The following is a 25,185-nucleotide window of genomic DNA, read 5'->3' on the forward strand; positions in this document are numbered from 1 at the left end:
CTAACCGCCAATAGTCGCAGATCAGTCAAAAGCGCGATGCTCCACAGCAGGTTTGACCAGCGGAGTGCCAAGTGCAATCCACGACAGCACGCCATAGAAATGCTGAGTTTCGCGCAGCCGTACCACCTCAATCGTCGCTTCTCCGCCTGTTCTGTTCTTCAATGAGGCATGGAAGTACGGCTGGTTAGCCATGGCAACCAGCACATAGCCGGTATGACCGAAGCTCTCGTCAAAAGAGACCGTCACCTCTACACTCTCAGAATCACCATTGAACATAAACGCCGTCATCCCGAACTGCTGCAAAACATCGCGGTTCCCGACACTCTGCACCGGATGGAAGGACAGATGCTCCGCATGGACGGATCCGGGAGCCAGATGATCACCGTTCACTACACCCTGAGCAATATGATGACTCTGGATGCTGTCTTCTTCCAGATGCCGGGACTGGATGGCAAAGGGAGCGATTTTGGAAGCATTCACCGCCTCGTCCTGCAGCTCAGTGCTTCCTACCGCACCTTCAGCCAGATGCCCGGTGCCGACACTGTGAAGAGCAAGCTTCTCTCCGGTAACACTATGGTCCTGGAGCAGCTCGGAAGTCAACGTATTCTCGGCCAGATGCTCCAGGCCGATGCTGCCGCTGCGGATATGGCGTCCGTCAACGATTCCGGGAGCCAGATGGCCTCCGTAAATGCTGCCGGGAGCCAGATGATTAGGCCCCACCGCTCCTGGCGCCAGCTTGCTTCCGTCTATACTGCCCTCTCCCAGCAGTTCGGAGGTCAACGTGTTCTCGGCCAGATGCTCACGCTTGATGCTGCCCGCGCGGAGATGGCTGCTATCCACTGAATCAGGCGCCAGATGATCCCCGCTCACTACCCCCTGAGCAATATGATGGCTCTGAATGCTCTCTTCTTCCAGATGCCGGGACTGGATGGCAAAGGAAGCGATTTTGGAAGCGTTCACCGCCTCGTCTTGCAGCTCGGTGCTTCCTACCGCACCTTCAGCCAGATGCCCGGTGCCGACGCTGTGAAGAGCAAGCTTCTCTCCGGTAACACTATGGTCCGGGAGCAGCTCGGAGGTCAGCGCATTCTCGGCCAGATGCTCCAGGCCGATACTACCGCTGCGGATATGGCGTCCGTCAACAGTTCCGGGAGCCAGATGGCCTCCGTAGATGCTGCTTGGAGCCAGATGGTTAGACCCCACAGCTCCTGGCGCCAGCTTGCTGCCGTCTATGCTGCCCTCACCCAGCAGCTCGGAGGTCAGCGTGTTCTCGGCCAGATGCTCACGCTTGATGCTGCCCGCGCGGAGATGGCAGCTATCCACTGAATCGGTCGCCAGATGATCTCCGCTCACCGCACCCTGAACAATGTGGTAGCTCTGCACGCTGTCTTCTTCCAGATGCCGGGACTGGATGGCAAAGGAAGCGATTTTGGAACCATCCACTGCCTCATCCTGAAGCTCTGAGCTTCCCACTGCGCCTTCCGCCAGATGCCTGGTTCCAATGCTGTGAGGAGCAACCTTCTCACCTGTAATGCTGCCGTCCTGCAGAAGCTCGGAGGTACGGGCATCCTGGGCCAGATGCTCCAGGCTGATGCTGCCGGGACGGATATGACAGCCATCCACAGCTTCAGGCGCCAGGTGACCTCCATAGATACTGCCGGAAGCCAGATGGATAGAACCCACAGAACCCGCTGCCAGCTTGCTTCCTCTAATACTGCCATCCGGCAGCAGCTCCGCACTTCTTGTCTCCTCCGCCAGATGCGCCAGCCGGATAATCCCCGACCCCAAATGACGCTCCTGAATTACTCCGCCTGCAAGATGCTCTGCGTCCACACTCTGCGGCTGGAGGTGCTGCGAATCCACTGCGCCTTCAGCCAGCTTTCTTCCACCTATACTGCCATCCGGCAGCAACTCCGCACTTCTCATTTCCTCTGCCAGATGCGCCAGCCGGATAACTCCTGAGCCCAAATGACGCTCCTGAATCACTCCATCTGCAAGATGCTCTGCCTCCACGCTCTGCGGCTGGAGATGCTGCGAATCCACTGCGCCTTCAGCCAGCTTCCTTCCACCTATACTGCCATCCGGCAGCAGCTCCGCACTTCTCGTCTCCTCTGCCAGATGCGCCAGCCGGATAATTCCTGAGCCCAAATGACGCTCCTGGATCACTCCGCCTGCAAGATGCTCTGCCTCCACGCTCTGCGGCTGGAGATGCTGCGAATGCACTGCGCCCTCAGCAAGCTTACTTGCATCTATACTGCCGTCCGGCAGTATCTCCGCACTTCTCGTCTCCTCTGCCAGATGCGCCAGCCGGATAATTCCTGAGCCCAAATGACGCTCCTGAATCACTCCATCTGCAAGATGCTCTGTCTCCACGCTCTGCGGCTGGAGATGCTGCGAATCCACTGCGCCTTCAGCCAGCTTCCTTCCACCTATACTGCCATCCGGCAGCAGGTCCGCGCCCCGCGTATCGGGAGCCAGATGACTGAGCTGAATGCTGCCGGCGCGGATATGCCGGCTGCTTACTGCATCCGCAGCCAGATGGCCGCTATACACACTGCCCGCAGCCAGATGGAAGGCCCCTACCACCCCTGCTCCCAGCTTGCTGCCTGCGATGCTGCCATCCGGGAGAAGATCCGCGCTGCGCGTCTCCTTGGCCAGATGGGCCAGCGTAATCTCTCCGGCACCGATATGCCGGGCTTCTACCGCTGCCGGTGCCAAATGAACGGCTTGAACAATGGCTTCAGCCAAATGAACCGATTCTACAGCACCTGCTGCCAGCTTCTCTGCGCCAATGCTGCCGTTAGGCAGTAGCTCCGCACTGCGGACCTCCTCCGCCAGATGCGCCAAGCGAATGCCGCCATCCGCGAGATGCCGACCTTCCACTGAGGCCTCAGCCAGCTGGCTTCCGCCCACACTGCCGGGGGTGAGATGTTGGGAAGCTACCGCTCCCTCTGCCAGCTTGGCGGCGCTGATGCTGCCATCCTGAATCTGGATCGATGAGACAGAGCTTGGAATAAGATGTCCGTTGCCGATCGACATCGGCCGGATATGTCCACCGCCCACGCTGCCTGCTGCAAGATGTCTGCCTTGTACAGACGTATCCTTAAGCGAATCCGGGCCGACCGCGCCTGCCGACAGATGCTCACTTTGCACTGCTGAGGCTGCCAGCTTCTCCGCACTTACACTTCCGTCCGCCAGCTTGATTGAAGTGACGGCCAGATCGCCCAGCTTATCCGTCGAGACACTCTCCGGCGATAACTTCAGGGAAGTGACGGCATAGTCAGCCAAATGATGCGGCTGCACGATCGCCGCAGTAAGATGAGCCTCCTTGACGGCACCGGAGGACAGCTTATCTGCCGTGACCGAACCGGATTGCAGCGCCGATGAAGTCACACTGCTGTCTCCCAGATGCCGGCGTTCTATGGCGCCGGATGCCAGATGACCAGCATCTACAGCCTCCTCCTGCAGCACCCGCCCGCTGATGCTGCCGTCCGCCAGGTGCTTCTCCTCCACGGCGCAGACCGCAATATGCTCTCCGCTGACAGCTTCCTTTGCAAGGATCGTCCCCCCGACCGCGCCCATGGCCAGCTTGGCGGTAATGATGCTGCCGTCCGCCAGCTTGGCTGCGGTAATACTCTGCGGGCTAATATGTTCTCCAGTAACGGATTCATATCCCAGTTGTTCTTCCGTAACTGCCCCTTTGGCCAGATGGCCGGTCAGGACGGAGTGCTCCTGCAGCTGGGCTGAGCCTACAGACTCTGCGGCTAGATGAGAATTATCCACGGCATCGCGCTGCAAATGTGCCGAAGTGACAGCCTGCGCGGCAATCTGCGCACTGCGGACAGCCGATTTCGCAATATGGCGCGTCATTACGGCTTCGTCAGCTAGTTTATGGGCCAGAATGCTCTGATCCGCTATTTTGGAAGAGGTAACCGCCTGCTCAATCAGCTGTGTAGTCCCTACCGCACCATCCGCCAGCTTCACAAAAGAAATGCTGCGGTCTGCCAGATGACGGCTGCCAATTTCACCTTCCGCGATATGGTCCGCATGGATGCTCTCCGGGTTAATATGCTGGCTGCGGACAGCCTTCGCCCCGATCTGCCGGGACCCGGCAGCCCCATCCGCGAGATGCCCGCTCTCAATAATACCGGGCTGAAGCTGTTCCTTGCCGATCAGGCGCGCCGCCAGCTGTTCCCGTCCAATGGCACCCGGTGCCAGATGCTTGGCGGTAATGACGCCTTCTCCCACATGCCGGCTCTCGATCACCGCATCGCCCAGCTTGACACCGCTGATCTCACCATCGGCGATTTTGTCGGCGGACACCGCTTCGTCAGCCAGCTTAGAGCGGTCAATACTGCCGTTGCTGAGATGGCGGCTGTCAATGCTGCTGCTGAGAATCTTCTCACCAGTCACCGCCCCATCATCCAGCAGCTCCGCTGTGATGATGAACTCACTCAGATGCCGGCTGCTGATGGCACCATCGGAGATATGTCCTCCGCTGATCATCCGGTCTGCCAGCTTCTCTGGACCGACGCTGCCGTCCTTCAGCTTTTCCCCGCCAATGGAGTGATCCAGCAGCTTGCCTCCGCTGACGCTGCTCTCCGCCAGATGCTCACCAGTAATGGACTCCGGCGCTATCTTCGAGGAGGTTACCGCCCGGTCCGCAAGGTTGATGCTCTGCACTGCATAGTCCTGCAGCCAGGGTGTGCCGATGATGCCATGCTTTAGCCTGGACCCGTCAATGGTACGTGGAGCAATCTTGGCACCGGTGACGGCGCCATCAGACAGATCATCAGTGTATACGGGCTGGAGGCGTTCCTTTTCCAGGGGAGCCGTTACCTCAGCTTCAAGCAGGGCAGCACGGTCCTCCTGCCCGAGCACCTCTTCCTTCACGGTTCCCTGATTCCCCTCCAGTGCAGGTACAGTCTGCTGGGGCGGGGCGGTCACTTCCAGCATCTCCACCCCGCTCACCTGCAGGGTAATATCTTCTGCCTCAGCCGATTCCACCGCTGCCGATTGTTGGGTTTTCTGTGTTTTGGGACTGCTGTCCAACATGCTAAGTTCAGTCGTATCGGGATTATCCACGTAATAGAGCGGTCTTTTTGTACTGCGCTGCTGTTTTCGTTTGGGACCCTTCACAAGCAGTCTCCTCCTTCCATCTGTATCTTCTAGGCATCATATGCAGCAGCATGGGCGGATGACACCCTTCTCTTGCCTGGAATCCATTCTTCCCCTTCCAAAAAAGGGCATCTGCCGCCGCGCATCCGTCCAACCCTTACGGGCACATACATACATACAATGACAGGAGACATAAAAACAGCCGGGAAGTACTTCAAAATAACAGGAGGAACGAACATGGGGCAAAAGCTCGTTGGGATACTGCTAAATGCCGCTATGCACGGGGGCGTTCCCCGGTTAAAAACCGGACAGGAATCTCTGGCTAACTACGAAGAGGCCGCCGCCGCATACGGATTAACCCCCTGCTTTGTGAAGCTGTCTGACATCAACGTGGCGTCAGGCTTCAGCAGTGTCTATATGAAGGAAGGTCCGCAAGGCTACCGGAGACAGATCGTCCCTACGCCGGAGGTCATCCACAACCGGGCAATCTATGATCCGCGCAGCACCGGCGTCGAGCGCTTGCTCCAGCAGGGTATTCAGGTATACAACACCTGCAATCGTTACGGCAAGGATCAGATTCACAGCCTGCTGGAGCGCAGCCGGGAACTACAAGCCGTTCTGCCAGTCACAGCAAGCGGACTTTCCGGCTTGAGGGAGATGATGAACCGCTACCCGGATCTGATCCTCAAGCCTTGCCGGGGCAGCGTGGGTAACGGCGTGATGCGGCTCACCCGCAGCGGCGAAGGGCGATGGCTCTGGAGCTACTCTCTCTCTGGCTCAAGACGCAAGGTTAGCAGAGCCGTAAACCCAGACGCCCTTCCCCGGATCCTCCGCGCCCGGCTCTCTTCCGTGCCCTATCTGGTCCAGGAACGGATTCCGCTGGCCGAGATTAACGGACGCCCTTTTGACCTGCGTGTCACGGTACAACGGGGCTGGGGCGGAGCGTGGCAGGTCACCGGCCTGTTCGCCAAGCTGGCTGCACCCGGCGGCTTTGTATCGAACATCGCCAGAGGGGGCGAAGCCCTGAAGTCATCTTTTGCGCTGGAGCAGGCATTCCCTGGAGAAGAGGCAGCCAGAATCCGTATGTCCGTCCTCTCCCTCAGTCTCGCCATCGCCCGTGAGCTGGAGAAGAGTCTGCCGGGGCTGGCCGATATCGGTCTGGACATCGGTGTCACGAAGCACGGACATCTGTATTTCATTGAATGCAACGGGCGCGACCAGCGTTACGGCTTCCAGAAAGCCGGACTGCGCGGGGTATGGAAAGACAGCTACCGCCAGCCTATGGGCTATGCCAGATATCTGTACGAAGAAGCATTAAGAATGAACTCTTATTGATTTGTCTCCTATTCTATGTCAATATAATGCAGAGCGGGTGGAGTCCCTTGGCACGGGATTTTTACTGCTGCATGATGGAAGGGAGATGGGCATGGTTAAACAATTGCTGCGGCTGATGACCGAGCTATCCTCGCACAGATGGCTTTCCAGGTTGATGGGGGCTTTATCCCACAGCAGACTCAGCCGCCTTATGATTCCGGTATTTATTCGTTCCTATCAGATTCCTGCCGCCGAGGCGGAGAAGACTGCCGGAGAATACCGTACACTGAATGAATTCTTCAGCCGCCGCCTGAAGCCGGGAATGCGCCCGGTGGCCAGCGGTGAGCATGCCGTAGCCAGTCCTGTAGACGCTATGATTACGGCAATGGGCGAAATCAACTGCGGCACGATAATGAATGTGAAGGGGCAGGATTATACGCTGGAGGATTTGCTTAATCACTCACCACACCTTGAACTGTACAAGAAAGGCTATTATTTCGTCCTCTACTTAAGCCCTACCGATTATCACCGGATTCACTCCCCGTTAACCGGGCAGCTGAGGGAGAGCGATTATATCCGCGGCCGGGCTTACCCCGTGAATGATTTCGGCATGCGCCATATGAAGAGTGTCCTGAGCCGCAATGAACGGCTGATTACTTATATAGCCGGCAGCCATGGCGAGACCGCCGTGGTCAAGGTAGGCGCAATGAATGTGAGCAGTATCCGCTACACCGACGAGACGGCCAGAGAGTGGCAATGCGGCGATGACCTGGCATATTTCGAATTCGGTTCCACGGTAGTTCTGCTGATGGAGAGCGGCACCTTCACCCCGCGCCCCGGGCTTGCTCCGGACATGAAGGTGAAGATGGGCGAGCTGCTGGGAGAGATGCGGCGGCCGGTTTGACAGTAACATTTTCTTTAAAAAAAGGACTTCAGGCAGAATAAGCCCGAAGTCCTTTTTATATTTAACTTTAAGAGCTTTATAGTTCATCATAAGTAATTAGCTCTATTCCTGCTTCAATCAGCCATTCTCTTGTCTTGGGATCGCATAACATATCTACTTCCAATGGCCTTGGCAAGGTGAGAGACGAGTTTTTCAAAAGATATCCGTCCACATAGCCAGGATGACAGATAAACATATGGTATTCATCTTTTTCGGCATTTTTCATAGCGGATCTTAAAGACTCAAAAGGAACATAATCAGGCTTCATACTGTCCATATGAAATAAAACATCCTTGCTTCCAATCTTTACAGGATTATCATCCATAGAAAATCCAGAATATTTAAGACCGTACTTTTCCGCGACGATTTCCAGACCTTTTAAGAGGTTAGCACTGAAAACGGCATGACCTTCAAAATAACGCGGAGGTTCACCAACAAGCTCGACAAATCTATGGTATTGAGCTTCAATTTCAAGGATGACTTCATCAAGAACGACAAAGTCTTCTTCGGTCTGGCGGTATTCACGCGATGATTTAAATTCCCCGTTTTTATTTGTGATGCTTGGTATTAAGTCGGGAGGAGTGAGCGGTCTGCCAAGACATACATTAGTGTGTTGCCCCAAGCAAACATCTGCATCCTTTAACAGTTCTAGCCCGTGCACAGCAGCCGGCATATTGGGCATTACTCCCACACTTCCAATGATGCCGTCTTTTACACTTTTAGCAATACCGTAATTAACTCCTTCGGAGTAGCCTAGATCATCAGCCCTTAATAATAATTTTTTCATTTCAAGTCCCCCTCACATTCAATACAATGATTCCTCTTAACGATTGTCGGCATTGCTCGTAATAAGCGGATCGCCTTTCTTGAAACCCAAAAAATAAGTAGCGATTGTGGAAACTATAAAGGCAATCACTGCTGAAATAATACCATTCACCAGATTGGACATAGGCCCCCCGACAAAGCCAAAGACAGATAGAAAGCTTGCTACCGGAATAAAGGTATACGCGGTTACCCCCGTTAGACCTGCATAGAGACCACCCGCAAATCCACCGATAATCATTCCTATAAACGGACGTTTATACCTCATACCTACACCATAAAGGCCAGGTTCGGTAACTCCACCAATAATTGCGGCTACAAAAAATCCTACGGATAGATTACGTTGTTCCCTCTCCTTAATTCGAAGTCCTGCCCCCAAACACATGCCCGCCACAGCAAGGCTGGCTGCAATCGCAGCAGGCATAACCAAAGCCTCATGTCCATTCGTAGAAAAAGCGAGAATAAGTGTAGTGATTAACACAAGATGCATTCCACTTATTACGAGGAACTCATAGAGTGCGGCAATAATTGCAACTCCAAGAAATCCTGTTACACCAGATAAGCCTAATAGTCCATTGCTGATATAACTCCCTAAGAAAGATCCTACCGGTCCAAGCACTGTAAGAGCAATTGGAAGCATAATAAAAATAGTTAGCGAGGGTGCCAAAATGCTCTTTAGGGTGTTAGGGAGATGTTTTTTGATGAATTTTTCAATGTAGGACATCACCCATACAGACATGATGACCGGCAAAATGGTACTGGAATAATTTTGAATTTTACTTGGAATTCCCAGTACGGAAAAAGCAGTACCTTTAGTCGCAATATCTATGATGGTTGGATGAATCATAATACCACCTAAAAACATAGCTAACACTGGTGTGGCACCGAACTTCTTAGCAGCCGTATAACCGACCACAACCGGGAAGAAGTAGAATCCTGCATCTCCAACAAGGGTTAACAAAGTGTATAGATCACTGGATTCATTAAGGACATTAAGCATATTTTGACCCAGTACAGCTACTAGTAACTTAAACATAGAGACGGCCAGCAGAAGCGGGATCAAAGGCGTGAGACAACCGGCAATAGCGTCAAGGACAGCACTTCCAATGGATTTTAAAGTTATTTGTTTTTTCTGTTTTACAGAATCTTCGTCGGCTTCTACAACATTCGCCATTCCACCCTTTGAAGTTAAAGATTTGTAGACTTGGTCAACCGTCTGCCCAATCACGATTTGGAATTGTCCTCCTGCATTCACAGTACCTAAAACACCTGGAATCTTTTTGATATCTTCCGCATTTGGTATACTCTCATCCTTGAGGTTAAACCGCAGTCTAGTCATACAATGTGTAACCGTGGTAATATTGTCTTTCCCTCCAACTGCTTTTAATACTTCACTTGCTGTCTTTTCAATTTTTTCGTTTTGAGCCATTATGATCACTCCTTATTTTAATAAAAAAACCCAAAGCTAATATGAGTACGCACTCACATAGCTTTGGGTAATGCCTCCATTACGAGTTACAATCCCTAGTCTTCAATTTTCGTATTTCGGACAATCCGGTAAATATGCATCATCAGGTACAAAATCTCATCTTCTGTACTTTTAGAGTCTAGCCTTTGATTAATAAAATCTCCAATCTTATAGGCACATTCATAAACCTGTGGGTTTGAATTTTTAATTTCTTGCATGAAGGAAGCTTTATCATCTTTGAACTGTGATTTATTGTTTACTCTTTTTAGAAAGTATCTCAGGTGCATGGCAAATCTATTATAATTGAAGTCATTTCTATCAATTGTAATCGAATAAAAATTTTCGATCTGATCAGCTATTTCTAAAATCAGAGCCTCTGCAGCGGTTCCTTCATCTGGCTCCCTTTCTTCTTGTGCATTAACAAAATGCATCGCAATATTTGTAATTTCACTATCAGGTAAGGTTACAAATAGTCTCTCTTGAATAAGCTTAACTGCATATCTTCCAAGCTCAGTTTCTTTTGGATACAGCTGTTGCACATCATAAGAAAACAACATTTGCATTTTTTTATAATTTTGCATACGGATGAGCGCGAAGTTAATGTGATCAGAGAGACCAACCACAAGATTGGGATTCAGGTTGCTTTTTATTTCTAATTGAGCCTTTTTTACGATTAGAGCCACAATTTCAAACACATTCTCCGGAATCTCCTGAATAAAGTTATAAAGCTTATTGTCAATCCGATAAAATGTCATGGATATCTGACTTAAATCTGTAATTTCATAAGGCATTTCCGGAAATCCTATTCCTTTTCCAAAGGCGATTAATTCCTTATTGTTGCCATCCAAGCATAGAGCTACGTTGTTGTTAATTTTCTTAATCACTTTCATCAGCAACCCCACCTTCAGTAGCTTAGTTGCAGGGCATCATTTAGATGGCGACTAGCAGCAATTGCTCGTTGTAATCAATCGTAAGTTTATCGGTTTCATGAACTCCGGAAAACTCAGCGGTATTAGAAATGATAACCGGTGTCGTTATATCAAATCCAGCCGCTTTAATCTCATCTATGTCGAACTCTAGCAGTAAATCCCCCTTCTTCACCGGCTGTCCTTGCTTAACCACGGGTTTGAAATGTTTGCCCTTTAATTTCACAGTATCCTGGCCCACATGAATTAAAACCTCGACGCCTTTTACACTTGTAATACCAAGAGCATGACCAGATGGAAAAATGTTTGTCATGATCCCATCAACGGGAGCATAGACTTTTCCTTCGGTTGGAACGATCGCAACCCCCTTCCCCAGTGCTTCTGAAGAGAAGGCTTCATCTTTTACAGCACTGAGAGGAACCACTTGCCCTTTCATTGGGCTGCCTATAATCGTATCAGCCGCTGTACTCGTTTCTACCGGTTCCTCTTTTGATGTGCCAGAAATTTTATCAATAAATTTATTAAACAACCCTTTTTTCTTGTCTAATTTCTCTACAGATAACTTATGATCATTCATGATAGCCTCTCCTTTAACATATCCCTTTTTAGTTTGAACTAACCTCTTAGACTCCTTAGGTCTCGAAGAATACAAAAAGGCATAGCCCAAAACATGTAATAGCATACATGTCCTGGGTTATGCCTTTTCAGTAACAAGCCCACATTTAAAATATCATACTAAATTTCGTTTGGCAAGAGATAAGTATGCGTTTTCTTTTTGTTAATTATAATTGTGCGAAATAATACCCTCCAGCTTCTAAATGATTTCAGATGCCGGCATCACCCGGACCTTTTTAATGGATAAAGGTGTACCTTACGCGCTCCGATTTCCGGAAGTAGGCTGTCCACAACGCACAGGTGAATACCGCTCTAATCAGATCACGCATACTGCTTCCATCCTGCAGCTCACTGGCAACAGGAATATTCATCACGAGCACATAGTCAATGATCCCTATCAGCAGGTTGACGGAATAGAGCAGAATCATCATGCGCGGCAGGCGTGCCTTTTTTTGATAAAACAAAATCAAAGTAAAAATAGTCAGCAATAGCAGCACTCCGTTCACAGCGGCTTCAAATATAAAGGCCGGCGCCCAGAGCGGATGGTTCATTTCCCCTTGCGGGGATGCCAGAAGATCCCAATACTCCCGGCCGAAGCTTGGAATATTGTAGTTAATCAGCTGTAACGACACTTGAAATAATGTTGCGACTAACCCGATCTGCACCAGCACCAGCCAGCCTCCGAGACCTGACGGGCGTAGCGGTGGATAGGTTTGGGGTGAAGCAGGTTGTACATTTATTTCCACAATTTGTTCCTCCTTATATAGTGTAGCCTTAACAAGAATATACATATTTCCCCTTACACTCTACTACAAATTATGTAAAATACTAAGTGAACACGGCATTATCATCCTTTTAAAGGACGGTACCGCTTCAGCGAGAAATAGAAGGATAATTACTTAAATTTTCAAAAAAAAAGAGTACCCCAACCCCCATATCGGCTGGAATACTCCCTTTATTATATAGCCTAAGCTGAACGCAGCGCTGCTCCGGTTACTCCGTAACCTTACTCTGATTCGCCACCTCACGCGCCTTCTGCTGCACCTCTTCCGGTTCGCCGAGATAGAAGCGGCTGATCGGCTTCACATCGTCGTCGAGCTTGTAGACGAGCGGGACGCCGGTCGGGATGTTGAGGTCGAGCAGCGCGGTCTCGTCGATATCCTCCATATACTTGATCAGGGCCCGCAGCGTGTTGCCGTGCGCCGAGATCAGGACCCGCTCCTTCTTGCGGATCAGCGGTACAATCCGGTTGGTCCAGAAATCACCGACCCGGTGTACGGTATCCTCCAGGCTCTCGCCGCGCGGGATGTCACCCGGACGCACTTCCTTGTAGCGGACATCGTGTCTCGCATAACGTGGGTCATCCGACTCCAGCATCGGAGGCCGGACGGAGAGGCTGCGCCGCCAGATATGGAGCTGCTCCTCACCGTATTTCAGAGCGGTCTCGCTCTTGCTGAGGCCCTGCAGCGCCCCGTAATGGCGCTCATTCAACTTCCACGACTTCTGCACCGGAATCCACAGCAGGTCCATCTCATCCAGAATATAGTTCAGCGTCTTGATTGAACGCTTCAGCACCGAAGCGAATGCAAGATCGAAGGTGTATCCGTTCTCCTTCAGCAGCCGGCCCGCTTTCATGGCCTCCTCCACGCCCTTCTCCGTCAGATCGGGATCACTCCAGCCCGTAAACAGATTCTGCCGGTTGTATTCACTCTCACCATGCCGTATCAGAACGATTTCGTACATAAGTATTCTCCTTCTCCCGTGTATGATTGGCTTCTCTTGCTTCTATTCTGTCACAGAGCAGTGTCCGCTTCAACTTCAGGCCTATCTTGCGGACTGGAAAGCCGCTATTTCAGCTATTCTGCCTGATCACGCAGGCAAGCGGACACAGATGCTCTTAAGTTTGCCTATACTCCTCTATTTCAGCCCCAATCAGTCAGATAACGGCCCCTGAGTCCGTAGCGTGGGGAATAAGTGACTTTTTCGCACAATAAGGTCCGCTCGGTCCGCATAGCACACATAGCACGCATGGCACTCATAGCACATCAAGCACACATGGCACACACAGCACACCTAGCACCCGAAATACCTACACCACACTCAGCACGATACTCCCCCCGCTGCTTCAGCGGATCTCTGACGGGCTTTTCCCGGTATGCTGCTTGAATTGGCGGCTGAAAAAGAAGATATCACGGTAGCCGAGCGCATCTGCGACCTCCGTGACATTCATGCCCGCATACAGCAGCAGATGCTGGGCCCGTTCGATCCGTGCGCGGATCACATAGGACTGGACCGAGGAGCCGGTGATCTCCTTGAACTTGATTGAGAAGTAACGCGGGGACAGCCCCGCCCGGGCGGCCAGGTCCTCTACCCGGTGCGCGGCCCCGGGATGCTGGCTGACATAGTTGGCGACCTCGTGGATCACCTCCGCCAGCTGATTGCTGACATGGCGCTCGACCGGCCTCGCCTGATCCTGCCGCAGCAGATGAATCATGAGCTGCTTCAGAATCAGACGGCCTTCCTCCTCCGCCGCATAGGTCTGCACCAGGAACAGCCGGACATAACGGGCGAGCAGATGCTCGAACTCCACCGTCTCGGTCAGCTCATGGTAAGGGGCCGGCAGCTCCGTGACCTCCTCCGTCACATCGAAGTGAATATATGTAATGACAAGCGGTTTCTGCGGATTATGTGTGGCACTGGTATAATCCCCCGGCCGGAACAGGAAGCAGCTTCCCTTCCCCACCTGATAGGGCACGCCGTTACGCACAACCGTACCCTCTCCACTCCAGACATAGAACAAGTCATAGTTTTGCAGCGGCTTCTCTCTTTTCTGCCATTTCCAGCCCGGTTCACAGACAATCTTCGCCAGGGCCGGGAGGATGACAAAAGAGGATGGCGATGCATGAAGCATATCGTTCCCTCCTATAGATGTAGCGTTAGCTTACTTTTCATAATACCTTGTCCGGTTCCTGTTTGTACATCTTCCGCATGACGCAATGAAGCAGACCGCCGCCGGATTCCAAAACTATTTATCAAATCACCGCATTACTCAGTGACGGCGGCAATCCACGGTGTTATAATGTTAGGCAATGTTAACGTATATATCCCAGAAGAATACCGGAAGGATGAAACTGATGAATCCACTGGCTGGACAATTGAATGACAGCATCAAGGCAGGCAATGAACATGTATACGATATGCTCTCGAGTCTCGGTAAAGCGATCTATTTTCCCAAAGAGGGGATTCTGAGCCAATCCGCAGAGGCAACGGCTCATGCTAAAAAGTATAACGCCACTATCGGGATTGCTACCGAGAACGGGTTGCCGATGCACCTTGGCGTAATCCAGGATAAACTCTCCGCCTACAGTCCCAAAGACCTGTACGGCTATGCGCCTCCAGCAGGCAAGCCGGAGCTTCGCGCCGTCTGGCGGGAGAAGATGCTGCGTGAGAATCCGTCGCTTGAAGGCAAGTCTTTCAGTAATCCAATCGTCACGAATGCGCTGACCCACGGGCTTAGCATCGTTGCCGATCTGTTCGCAGAGCAAGGGGATGTCGTCATTTATCCGGACAAAAACTGGGAGAACTACGAGCTGACCTTCGGCATCCGCCGGCTGACCGAAACCGTGAATTACCCGCTCTTCACGGAGGACATGAGCTTCAACAGCGAAGGGCTGCTGGATGCCCTGCTGGCCCAGAAGGACCGCGGCAAAGCCATCGTCCTGCTTAACTTCCCGAATAATCCAACCGGATATACGCCCGGCCTTGCAGAAGGCGAGGCTATTGTTGCCGCTATCCTGCGTGCCGCCGAAGCAGGCGTTAATGTGGTAGTGGTCAGCGATGATGCTTATTTCGGACTCTTTTTCGAGGATTCGCTCAAGGAATCCCTGTTCGGCAAGCTGGCGAACCTGCATCCGCGCGTGCTGGCGGTCAAGATTGACGGAGCTACCAAGGAAGAATTCGTCTGGGGCTTCCGCGTCGGCTTCATCACCTACGCTTCGGAGGACAAGGAGCTGCTGGCAGCGCTGGAACAAAAAACCCTCGGTATTATCCGGGCTACCATCTCCAGCGGCGCACATCCGTCCCAGACCTTCGTGCTCGACGCGTTGAAGGCACCGGAATTCGCTGCACAGAAGGAAGAGAAGTTCCAGATCATGAAAGGCCGGGCCAACAAAGTGAAGGCGCTGCTGGACAGCGGTAAATACGGCGATGATGTGTGGACCTATTATCCGTTCAACTCCGGGTACTTCATGTGCCTGAAGCTCTTTACCGTCTCTGCGGAAGATCTGCGGCTTCACCTGATTCACACCTACGGCCTGGGCACCATCGCCCTTGGCGAGAGCGACCTGCGCATTGCCTTCTCCTGTATCGAGGAGGATCAGCTGGAAGATCTGTTCGATCTCGTCTATGCAGGCATCCGTGATTTGGAGAAGGTCTGATATACAGCAGCCTTTGAATACGTTCATCAGCCCCGGAATTACGGGGCTGATTTTTTTTGCCCGGTGCTACGGCATTGGCCTATACACGTTCTGCCCTCCGCACATACAATACGATGTACTCAAGTACAACACACTCACACGCGAAAGGGGAATGAACAATGAGCGAAGAAGTTAGAGGCGGATACGGATACGGCGGCGGGTTCACAAGCACTGGAGCCATTCTGGTTCTCTTTATCCTGCTGGTCATCATCAGCCGTTCACTCTTTGTCTAACAGGGAGTGAGTCCCCTGGAGGGAGCTGCGCGCTCTCTCCGATCCACGTGTTATAGCATTCCCTGCACCACCTGAGATGAAGAGGGAATTCCCTATTATACATTCTTTTCTTCTGAAAATGGCCTCAGACTCCGCATTCGCGAGAGCCTGAGGCCATTTGTTATAAGCACACCCGCTTGCGGGTGACGCCTTGTCTGCTGCTGCAATCCGTTCTACAGGTCGTCTTCATCCGCACGCGCTTCCTTGCGGGCGGAGCTTACCTTGAACAGATACGCGAGCAGGAATCCGCAGGCGAAGGTAGACAGTACTTCCAGCGGCCGCTGCCCGGCCTGAAGCAGGAGCGGCAATCCGGTCAGCAGCGCCAGGACCAGATGGGCCCGGAAGACAAACTGGATCGTTCCCTTGCCCTTGCTGCCCTCCGGCAGCGGGTAGACGGTCAGCCAGAACGATTCGCTGTGCAGCTTGCGCAGCGCCGTCAGCTGAATGCCCATCAGGAAGAGGAAGAATACATAGATGCCGCTGCCGAGATAGCTGTCCTTCATCATCCACACCAGGAACAGGTCCAGCACCGCCATCCGCAGGACGATGCCGAAGACGTCACCACGGGCAAAGCTTTTGGTCAGGAGGAACCGGTAGGCGGAATCCCGCTGCCAGCTGAGCCCGCTGCCCCAACGCGACAGATAACGGCGGGCATAGACCCGCTGCTCGCGTCCCGGAACATCGACGAACCAGCCGAGGACCATCAGCGCCCGGGTTCCCTGGTTCTTCTCCATAGTGATCAGGCGTTCCCACGGAACAGCATGCCGTCCGGGAACAGCCAGTGCGGCCAGATAGGCTGCGGCCAGAATCAGGATGAAGATCAGAGCGCGCATGGACGGCTGCCATAGCCATGCCCCAACCATTAGACCGCCGGCTGCCCAGCGCAGCAGGTTATAGCCTGCCGCAGCGGGGCGGGAGAGCATCGCTGTCTCCCGCCATAACCCGTAGCTGGATAACAGCTTGACCAGAATCAGCACCAGCAGGGTAGCCAGCAAACCCCGGGGTGACTCGTCGGTGCGTATGTACAGCGGCCATAATGTAATGAGGATAAAGGCTAGTCGCAGAATCTTCCACACATTGCCGCTAACCCAGGACGGGGCGAAATACTCTCTCATCCGGTGGCCCTGCGGCAGCAGGAAGATTGTATCCGGGGTCTGCAGATACGTCCGGAAGCTGCTGTGTACCGCCGCAGGCACCAACAGGACGAACATAATCCAGCGGATCGGTATGCCAGTCGGAATATCGCGCAGCAGCGCTGTGTACCAGGCGGAGAAGATAATCAGCACCAGCAGGAACACCATGGCAACACCGCTCTGAATGATATATCCCATATAAGGGACCAGGCTTCCCGTGAACCGGCTGCGCCGCTGCCGGCGCAGCTCCTTCAAATCCATATCATTTCCCTCCTTGAACCAGCTCGTAGAACAGCTGCTCCAAATTCAAGCCCTGCCGCCCTGCCTTCGCGGTCATCTCGGCGAGGGTCCCTTCTGCAATCACCTTACCGCCGTGCAGCACGATGAACCGGTCACAATAGTTCTCAATCGTGGAGAGAATATGCGAGCTGAGCAGAATCGAAGCTCCGGACTTCTTCAGGTCCAGCATGAAATCCAGCAGGGAGCGGATACCCAGCGGGTCGAGGCCGAGGAACGGCTCGTCGATGACATACAGGGCCGGGCGCGCTACGAACGCGCACATGATCATCACCTTCTGCTTCATGCCCTTGGACAGATGGGAGGACAAGGTATCCATCTTGTCCTCCATATTGAAGAGTGCAGCCAGCTGGCTGGTGCGTGATTCATAATCACTGCGCTCCACGCCATACGCTCTGGCTGTGAATTCCACATGCTCACGAACCGTCATTTCCTCATAGAGCAGAGGGGATTCCGGCACGAAGGACAGCGCACTGTGGTAGCTCTCTGGATCGCTGCTGCGCGTCTTCCCCTGTACCGTAATCTCACCCTTATGGGGGGACATCAGCCCCAGGATATGCTTCATTGTGGTGCTCTTGCCCGCACCATTCAGTCCGATTAACCCAACCATCTCACCGGGCTGCACCTGCAGGCCGATGTCATGCAGCACCGGCTTGTTCAGGCTGTAGCCTCCGCTGAGGCCCGTAATTTCCAATACGGGAGCTGTATTCATTGACCGTCACCTCTCGGGGTTTTGTTCTTGAGCCATTTCGGGGCTCCTTTATTCTTGCGGTTCTTGTCCCGCTCCGCCTGGCTGCGGGCCTTGCCCCCCGGCCCCGCCGCGCTGCGCGTGCCGGCGCTCACTCCCGGGCGGTGCTGCTCGCGCCGCACCGTAACGCCACTGCCGCCAGGCGCTGGGCCTGGCTGGCCTGCCGGCGCGTCGCCGCCCGTCCCTCCGGCTGTTCCAGCCGCAGAGGTCCGCACCTGCGGCTTGCCGGTGCGCGCTGCAATGCCGCCGCGCGGTTCAGCCCCTTCGCGGCGCTCCTTCGTGCCGCCGCTGCGCAGCTCGGCGCGTCCGCCTTCCGCCAGCGCCTTGCCGAAGGCCATCTCCCGCTCGTCCAGCTGGATATCCAGCTCGCGGGCGAATTTGCGCATGATGAACGTCTGCTGCTCCGTAACGATCGTTACGGATAAGCCGCGTTTACCCATGCGCCCGGTCCGTCCGGCACGGTGGACATAGTGCTCGGAGTCAAAGGCAGGATCGAAGCTGACGACAAGCGTCAGATTCTCAATGTCCAGGCCCCGCGCCGCTACGTCACTGGCGACCAGGACCTTGAGCTTGCCGTCCCGGAAGCGGGTCAGCACGTTAGCGCGCGTCACCTTGTCGGCATCGCCGTACAGCGCTGCGGCCGGAAGGCCCAGGTGGTTCAGCTTCGCTGTCACCTCGGCGATGTCATCCGTCGCGTTCACGAAGACAATGGCCCGGTCCGGCTTATAGTGGCGGATGACCCGGCGCAGCATATCAATCTTGTTCCGCTCCTCGCACACCACATAGTGATGTTCGAGGCTCTGGGCAGTCATCATGCCGGGGTCGATGCCCACCTCCGCCGGATTCTTCATCTCCCGGTTCGCCAGCAGACGGGTCTCCGGTCCAATCGTGGCCGACAGCATAACCAGCTGCCGCGTACGCAGCGCGCTGCTGACGATCTTCGTCACTTCGCCCGCACCGCTAAGCTGGAACATCTGATCCGCCTCATCGAGAATAATCGTGCTCACCTCATGCATCTTGAGCTTGCGCAGCCCGATCAGCTCACGTATGCGTCCCGGGGTGCCTACCACCAGCTGCGGATGCTCCCGCAGCTTGTCAATCTGGCGCTTGATCGCCGCCCCGCCGATCAGTCCTATGGCGCGGATGCCACGGTGTGCACCGTAGCGCTCCGCTTCACGGAGAATCTGCATCGCCAGCTCCTGAGTTGGCGCCAGCACCAGCTTTTGCACCGATTTCGAGTCCGGGTTAATCCCTTGCAGCAGCGGCAGCAGATAAGCCAGTGTCTTGCCTGTTCCTGTCTGGGATGCGGCCAGAACATCTCTTCCTTCCAGCAGAAGCGGAATCGTCTGCTCCTGTACAGGGGATGGTTCGGTGATGCCGAATTCAGACAACCGGGCAGCAAGGTCTTCCTGGATGCCGATAGCCGCAAAAGAAGCTTTATTCATAATAGGGTTTCATCCTTTTCACTTAAGATAATATGTTCATTATATGCCAAAAAGGCCTCTCCACCAAATGGAAGGCCATAAAATCTAAGTCCGAACCGTATTTAAACGGTCATACCATCCTGTATACCAAAGGGGGACAAGTCGTTCACGCCACACATCGAAACTACAATTTATTCATTTTCTGTTCATCAGGTTATAGGTCAGCTTGTCTGCCAGCCGCGGGAACAGCCCATAGAGCCGGATGCCGAAGCCTGCCAGACCGGGCAGGTCCACTTCCTCTCTTCCCTTGTCCATCAGCTTGACGATCTTCGCGGACACATGCTGCGGCGTCATCATGATCCGGCTTACGCTTCGTTCATAATTACCGGAGGGGTCGGCGGTCTTGAAGAATTCGGTGGCGATAGGTCCAGGGTTCACAGCCGAGACAATAATACCGCTCTTCCGCAGCTCCTGGCGGAGCGCATTGGTGAAGCCGAGAACGGCATGCTTGGTGGCCGTGTAGGACACTGAGCGTGCGGTTCCGATTTTGCCGGCCATGGAAGCCACATTCACGATCTGACCGCTGCCGCGCGTAAGCATATGAGGAACGACAGCCTTGGTGCAGCGCACAATTCCCATATAGTTAACATCCATCATATCGGCGAACTCTTCAGACTCCATCTCTGTAAAAGCCGCAAACTTGCCGTAACCGGCATTATTGAGCAGAATGTCAATTCTGCCGTATTGCTCCAGGATCTCCGCAAAGGTACGCTTCACTGCCGCCTCATCGGTCACATCACAGACGAACAGCCCATGCTCGCCCTGGATGCCCGCCGCAACAGCCTGCAGCTTGTCCCTGGACCGGGCCAGCAGAACGGGAACCGCCCCGTGCCCGCTGAGCATCTGCGCCGTAAGCGCGCCAATCCCGCTGGAAGCTCCTGTAATTACCACAATCTTGCCTTGTAATGCCATGGAATAGATTCAACTCCCGATTATCCGCCTAAGAGATCATAACCTGAATATCAAGCTCGCCGATCCCTTCCATCACAAGAGGAATACTCAGCGCTTTGCGCGGCAGTATGGACATGCTCTCCGACTTCATCAGCTTCGGCGGGGTAATGTCTACGGACACCCCTTGATTGGAGAGAATAGTACTGGCATTGCCGCTAATCATATTGCCCAGCTCGGAAATGGCGCTCTGGCCCATCTCATCCATCTCCGTAATTACATAACCGCCCATCATGGCCGACACCATCTTAAGTGCGACCGGTTCGGCAATCCCGAAGATAATATTCCCGCTGAGCTGACCTGTCATTCCCACTTGAATCCATATATGATTATCGATCAGTTCAATATCCTTAATCCCCAGCATACCGGTGGACGGCGAGACTTGGATCACCTGTTCAATTACAATGCGCGCAGACTCTAGAAACGGATTAATTACTTCTGCTTTCATGAAAGTGCTGTCCCCCTCGACCAGTCTTTAGTCATATACCAAAAGTCCTAAGCAATAAAATTTATTATACTTCATATATCGGCATTATTCACCAAAAATTAATGGTCTTGTCGAATGATTTCTAAAGATAGTTTGGAGCTCAACATTGCCCTCCCGGGAGGAATCTCCTATAATTTAATCAATAAACGTAAGATCTGCGGCGTCACACCCTCCGAGTGCAGCACTCACAGCGACCCTTGTACCTATCTACTTTGTCAGAATCCGCGGCTTGCAGACTCTAATTCTGAAAGCTTGCATGTGCACATACGCCCTCCGGAAAGCTGCGGCTTTCCCTGTTTGTACAAATATACGGCGGCACCATCCGGTAGCCATAAGGGGGACAGTCCATGAATATCAGCCAGCTCGAAACACTGATCACCATCTCCAAAACCATGAGCTTCCGCAAGGCGGGCGAGCTGCTCAACCTGACGCAGCCGGCAGTCTCGGCCCAGATCAAAAGCCTGGAGGAAGAGTTCAAAACCCAGCTTGTTGACCGGAACCAGCCGGTTACGCTGACGGACAGGGGCAAGGTCTTCCTCGCCCACGCGGAACAGATTGTCGGAATCGTAGATGAGCTTAAGCAGCGCCTTGCCGATCTGGAAGAGAATCCCCAAGGGCATATTATTCTCGGTACCACCACCTCCATCGCCATCCAGATTCTCCCCAGGGTGCTCTCCTATTTCCAGGATCAGTTCCCTCATATCAAAACCTCGATCTCATCCATGTCCTCCTCCCAGATCTACCAGCAGGTCGAGAACGGTATTGTGGATGTCGGCATCGGCTATCTGATCGGCCGCAATCCGGGAATGACGACCTCGGTCCTGTATTATGATACTTTCGAACTGGTTGTTTCGCCCCGCCATCCGCTGGCCCAGGTCAAAACAGCCGGGATCGAGGCACTGGGCACCATCCCGCTCATTCTGCTCTCACCGGATACAGTCGGCCGGAAATTTGTCGATGAGGTGCTGGCAAGGCACGGTATTCAGCCGCTGGTGATTATGGAGCTGACCAGCAGTGAGGAAGTGAAGCGGATGGTCGAGCTTGATCTGGGAGCGGCGGTCATCTCCAAGCAATCGGTCACTGCCGAGGTCAGAAGCGGAACCCTGCGCATCGTCCCGATCATCGAGCTTGAGGTTACCCATCCTGTAGGTGTTATTACCAAGTCCGGCAAGTATGTCAACTCTGCGATGAGGCAGTTCCTGAGCGACCTTAAGGGAATGCCCGAGACCCAGTTCATCGGCTCAGAGTAACCTGCACCCTATTTAGCCATATTAGCCTAAGGAGATGTTCCCATTATGAAGTTCGACCTGCATACCCATCATTTCCGCTGCGGCCATGCTGACGGCACGATCCGGGATTATATTGAAGCCGGAATAGCGGCGGGGCTGGATGTTATCGGTATTTCCGATCATTCGCCTTACTTCGGAAGCCCGTCTGAGCAGGCTTTTCCGCGCATTGCCATGGCCAAGTCCGAGCTGGTCCACTATGTGGAGGAAGTATTGTCGCTGCAAAAAGAATACGAAGGCCGCATTGATGTCCTGCTCGGCATGGAATCCGACTTCTTCCCGGAGCATGCGGAGCTGTACCGCAAGACCTACGCCGCCTACCCGTTCGATTATGTAATCGGCTCTGTGCATCATGTTGAGGAGGTCAGTATCTTCAACCAGGGACGCTGGAAGGGGCTTGCCCCCGCGCAGAGGCTTGCTTCCAAAAGCGAGTACTATCGGCTAATTGCGGAATCCGCACGCAGCGGCATCTTCCAGATTCTCGGCCATATCGATGCCATGAAAGGCAACTATCCGCCCTTCTCCGAGATCGCTGCTCCCAAGGAAATTGACGAAGCCTTGCGCGTGATCGGCGAATGTGGTCCGGCCATCGAGATCAACACCTCCGGCGGCACCAAGCTGTGCGGCGGCTGGTACCCTTCCGATGAGATTCTGGAGCGGGCCCTGCACTTCGGCGTGGAGGTCAGCTTCGGCTCCGATGCCCATCTCCCTGCCCGCGTCGCCGACCAGCGCAATCAGGTGGCTGCGCGGCTGAAGGAGATTGGATTCGAATACTGGGTCTATTACAAGCGGCGCGAGAAGGTTAAGGTCGCGTTATAGGCAGACACATAATTCATTTAAAAAACCCCGCCTTGCCAAAGTCTGCACCAGACTTGCAAGGCGGGGTTTCTATTGGGCTAAGGCGATACTATTAGAGAATCAGAGACAAACTGTTAGCTGCTACCTTCCAACTCTTCACTAGCATCTAACAGCTACCTGCCCACCGACTGAGCCGCAGATCCCGGGAGGATCTGCATTCCTCCAGATGTTAACTAGTTACTCCTTATTCAGATTCACACAAGTGAAGCCCTGCTGCCTCAGCGTACGCTGCGAGTCCCCATACTGCGGATTCAGAGCGTAGAAGCGGGCAATCATGCTGGTCCAGCTCCGCTCCGTCAGCCCCTGGGACTTGAGCAGCTCCCGGTGGGTCTCATTATATTCTTCGATCAAGTGTTGCTGATCTGGGTTATAGACCTCTTCATGGTATACCGCCGCTATAGGCAGGCGTGAACTCTTCGGCTGTTCTCCCTCCGGATAGCCAATGCAGAGTCCGACCACCGGGAATACATACTCTGGCAAATGCAGCAGCTCAATTACTCCTGCCGTGTTACGGCGCACACCCCCAATGGGGATAATCCCCAGCCCCAACGACTCGGCGGCAGCTACGGCGTTCGCTAGTGCAATGCCGACATCCGTGGCTCCAACGAGCAGCGCGTCTACATCCGCAGCCGTTTCGAACGGCTGGCCTTCCAGCTCCGCCGCAAGCTTCGCGCGGTGAAAGTCCATGCAGAACACCAGAAATACCGGCGCTTCCGCCACATGCTTCTGGTTGCCGCTCAGCGCCGACAGCTGCTGCCTGCGTTCCTCGCTGCGTACCGCAATCATCGATACCTGCTGGCCGTTCACCCAAGAGGGTGCCGCCTGGGCTGCCTCAATAATCGTCTTCAGCTTCCAAGGCTCCACCGCCTGCCCGCTATAGTTCCGGAACGAACGGTGGTTCATAAGTAATCTAATCACATCATTCAAAGGTTCATTTCCTCCCCCATCTATACTTATCATATCCATGTACACTATCATAGCCCAATCCCCTTGGAGACTGCCAGCACACAATGTTCGATACCGCAAGTATGGTGGCTGCAAATTCAGGGGCACAAATGCTATTCATTCAGCCACTTAACCAACTATTTACGAATTCAAGTGCACTAATGCTCTTCATTCAGCCATTTAGCCATTTATCTACGAATTCAAGTGCACTAATGCTCCTCATTCGGCCATTTAGCCAACTATCTACGAATTCAGGTGCACTAATGCTCCTCATCTCCTCGTCCAGCCCACTTCCGGCCAATCCAAAGGGATTTATCCCTCTCATCAGGAGCCCATGCCCGCACACGCCCAAAAAAAATGGACCCGAATCATCGGGTCCCAACAGCAGTTATATTTTCAAAAGGGGGTCATGTACTTAGTTTAACCGCTGACTGTTAGAGTTTGATAACGGCATTATTTCATTTGTGTAACAATGTGAATACTTTCATTACATCGCCCGAGCCGTCCGCCATCGGCAGGGTCCGCTCCAGGGTCAGGCCGTTCCTCAGCATGACCTGGGCGGACCGGTAATTATCCCCCCGGCAGCGCCCCTCGACTCTCTTCAGGCCAAGTTCCCTGAAACCGTAGCCCAGCAGCAATCCCAGTGCCTCAGTCGCATATCCGCGACCCCACCACAACGGATTCAGCATATAGCCCAGCACGGCATGGCCTTCCTGCCGGTTCCAGTTCTGAAGGGAGACTGATCCGATCAGCTCCGGCTGGCCTAAGATATAGATTCCTGCATGCAGCGCGCCGGGATCATAGCCGTGCAGCATCCGGGTCACCAGCTTATCCAGTACGCCCTGCCGGGAAGTCGATGCATGACGCAGCTGAATATGCGGCTGTACCTCCGGGTGGGAGAGCAGCGACTTCAGCAGCGCTCCGTCGCCGGACGCCATATTCTTCAGTTCCACCCTAGAGCCTTGCAGCGACATCCCCATGATCATCTCATAAGTGCTCATGAACTTCTCCCTCTTCTTCTCTCGCCTACGGTGCCCCTCTCTTGCAGT

The 25,185-nt window shown here is 53.6% G+C and carries 20 protein-coding genes and 1 pseudogene; 6 read left to right on the top strand and 15 right to left on the bottom strand.

Translation table 11 applies throughout. From position 1 onward, the window contains the following. Window positions 1–21: 21 nt before the first annotated feature. Window positions 22–5,136, bottom strand: a complete 5,115-nt coding sequence (locus MKZ07_RS17080; RefSeq protein ID WP_341026723.1) for a WIAG-tail domain — start codon at window positions 5,134–5,136, stop codon at window positions 22–24. 216 nt (window positions 5,137–5,352) lie between these two features. Between MKZ07_RS17080 and MKZ07_RS17085 the strand changes: the two genes are divergently transcribed. Together MKZ07_RS17085 and asd are read left to right on the top strand one after the other, a co-directional pair. Continuing rightward, window positions 5,353–6,450 carry a YheC/YheD family endospore coat-associated protein gene (locus tag MKZ07_RS17085; protein WP_076162196.1) on the top strand — a complete coding sequence of 366 codons (1,098 nt, stop codon included), beginning with the start codon at window positions 5,353–5,355 and terminating at the stop codon, window positions 6,448–6,450. Between the two features lie 91 nt (window positions 6,451–6,541). Continuing rightward, the gene (gene asd / locus MKZ07_RS17090; RefSeq protein ID WP_036701546.1) at window positions 6,542–7,333 is read left to right on the top strand and encodes an archaetidylserine decarboxylase; all 792 of its coding nucleotides are present in this window, start codon (window positions 6,542–6,544) and stop codon (window positions 7,331–7,333) included. Between the two features lie 76 nt (window positions 7,334–7,409). Here asd and MKZ07_RS17095 read toward each other — a convergent pair whose 3' ends face one another. From MKZ07_RS17095 to MKZ07_RS17125, 7 genes and pseudogenes are all read right to left on the bottom strand, one after another. Beyond that, window positions 7,410–8,159: a ChbG/HpnK family deacetylase gene (locus tag MKZ07_RS17095; RefSeq protein WP_036701549.1), complete on the bottom strand. Its 750-nt coding sequence runs from the start codon at window positions 8,157–8,159 to the stop codon at window positions 7,410–7,412. A 36-nt stretch (window positions 8,160–8,195) separates the two neighbouring features. Further along, window positions 8,196–9,623: a PTS transporter subunit EIIC gene (locus tag MKZ07_RS17100; protein WP_036701551.1), complete on the bottom strand. Its 1,428-nt coding sequence runs from the start codon at window positions 9,621–9,623 to the stop codon at window positions 8,196–8,198. 95 nt (window positions 9,624–9,718) lie between these two features. Beyond that, window positions 9,719–10,552, bottom strand: a complete 834-nt coding sequence (locus MKZ07_RS17105) for a PRD domain-containing protein (protein WP_036701552.1) — start codon at window positions 10,550–10,552, stop codon at window positions 9,719–9,721. A gap of 40 nt (window positions 10,553–10,592) precedes the next feature. Continuing rightward, a pseudogene (locus tag MKZ07_RS17110) lies at window positions 10,593–11,063 on the bottom strand (PTS sugar transporter subunit IIA); the annotation flags it as partial. A gap of 376 nt (window positions 11,064–11,439) precedes the next feature. Next, entirely contained in the window at window positions 11,440–11,949 is a 510-nt protein-coding gene (locus MKZ07_RS17115; protein WP_341026729.1) for a DUF2569 domain-containing protein, read from the bottom strand. A 247-nt stretch (window positions 11,950–12,196) separates the two neighbouring features. Beyond that, window positions 12,197–12,946: a 2,3-diphosphoglycerate-dependent phosphoglycerate mutase gene (gene gpmA, locus MKZ07_RS17120; protein ID WP_036701556.1), complete on the bottom strand. Its 750-nt coding sequence runs from the start codon at window positions 12,944–12,946 to the stop codon at window positions 12,197–12,199. A 382-nt stretch (window positions 12,947–13,328) separates the two neighbouring features. Then, complete coding sequence (locus MKZ07_RS17125) at window positions 13,329–14,114, bottom strand: helix-turn-helix domain-containing protein (RefSeq protein WP_036701557.1); 786 nt, start codon at window positions 14,112–14,114, stop codon at window positions 13,329–13,331. Window positions 14,115–14,337: 223 nt separating this feature from the next. Between MKZ07_RS17125 and MKZ07_RS17130 the strand changes: the two genes are divergently transcribed. Both MKZ07_RS17130 and MKZ07_RS17135 read left to right on the top strand, forming a co-directional pair. Continuing rightward, window positions 14,338–15,639, top strand: a complete 1,302-nt coding sequence (locus tag MKZ07_RS17130; protein WP_036701574.1) for an aminotransferase class I/II-fold pyridoxal phosphate-dependent enzyme — start codon at window positions 14,338–14,340, stop codon at window positions 15,637–15,639. 158 nt (window positions 15,640–15,797) lie between these two features. After that, a complete protein-coding gene (locus MKZ07_RS17135) occupies window positions 15,798–15,911 on the top strand; it encodes a YjcZ family sporulation protein (RefSeq protein ID WP_209875980.1) in 114 nt (37 codons plus the stop codon). 212 nt (window positions 15,912–16,123) lie between these two features. On the opposite strand, the gene MKZ07_RS17140 is transcribed toward MKZ07_RS17135, so the two are convergent. The 5 genes from MKZ07_RS17140 to MKZ07_RS17160 all read right to left on the bottom strand — a co-directional run bounded on the left by MKZ07_RS17140 (window position 16,124) and on the right by MKZ07_RS17160 (window position 21,008). Next, window positions 16,124–17,344 (bottom strand): ABC transporter permease, encoded by a 1,221-nt coding sequence (locus MKZ07_RS17140; protein ID WP_341026731.1) that lies wholly within the window; start codon window positions 17,342–17,344, stop codon window positions 16,124–16,126. A gap of 1 nt (window position 17,345) precedes the next feature. Further along, window positions 17,346–18,092, bottom strand: coding sequence for an ABC transporter ATP-binding protein (locus MKZ07_RS17145; RefSeq protein WP_036701580.1), 747 nt, complete (start codon window positions 18,090–18,092; stop codon window positions 17,346–17,348). Beyond that, entirely contained in the window at window positions 18,089–19,573 is a 1,485-nt protein-coding gene (locus tag MKZ07_RS17150; protein ID WP_036701582.1) for a DEAD/DEAH box helicase, read from the bottom strand. Before MKZ07_RS17150 ends, MKZ07_RS17145 begins: the two co-directional genes overlap by 4 nt. Before the next feature lie 174 nt (window positions 19,574–19,747). Then, window positions 19,748–20,524 carry an SDR family NAD(P)-dependent oxidoreductase gene (locus MKZ07_RS17155; protein ID WP_036701584.1) on the bottom strand — a complete coding sequence of 259 codons (777 nt, stop codon included), beginning with the start codon at window positions 20,522–20,524 and terminating at the stop codon, window positions 19,748–19,750. A gap of 28 nt (window positions 20,525–20,552) precedes the next feature. Next, window positions 20,553–21,008, bottom strand: coding sequence for a chemotaxis protein CheX (locus MKZ07_RS17160; protein WP_036701585.1), 456 nt, complete (start codon window positions 21,006–21,008; stop codon window positions 20,553–20,555). Between the two features lie 386 nt (window positions 21,009–21,394). Between MKZ07_RS17160 and MKZ07_RS17165 the strand changes: the two genes are divergently transcribed. Next, a complete protein-coding gene (locus MKZ07_RS17165) occupies window positions 21,395–22,297 on the top strand; it encodes a LysR family transcriptional regulator (RefSeq protein ID WP_036701586.1) in 903 nt (300 codons plus the stop codon). Window positions 22,298–22,342: 45 nt separating this feature from the next. Further along, entirely contained in the window at window positions 22,343–23,152 is an 810-nt protein-coding gene (locus tag MKZ07_RS17170; protein ID WP_036701587.1) for a histidinol-phosphatase, read from the top strand. A 216-nt stretch (window positions 23,153–23,368) separates the two neighbouring features. Here MKZ07_RS17170 and MKZ07_RS17175 read toward each other — a convergent pair whose 3' ends face one another. Both MKZ07_RS17175 and MKZ07_RS17180 read right to left on the bottom strand, forming a co-directional pair. Further along, window positions 23,369–24,109: an NADPH-dependent oxidoreductase gene (locus MKZ07_RS17175; RefSeq protein ID WP_341028033.1), complete on the bottom strand. Its 741-nt coding sequence runs from the start codon at window positions 24,107–24,109 to the stop codon at window positions 23,369–23,371. Window positions 24,110–24,594: 485 nt separating this feature from the next. Next, window positions 24,595–25,137 (bottom strand): GNAT family N-acetyltransferase, encoded by a 543-nt coding sequence (locus MKZ07_RS17180; RefSeq protein ID WP_051494077.1) that lies wholly within the window; start codon window positions 25,135–25,137, stop codon window positions 24,595–24,597. Window positions 25,138–25,185 lie beyond the last annotated feature (48 nt).

This window comes from Paenibacillus sp. FSL P4-0338 (assembly GCF_038002365.1).
GTDB lineage: Bacteria > Bacillota > Bacilli > Paenibacillales > Paenibacillaceae > Paenibacillus_AQ.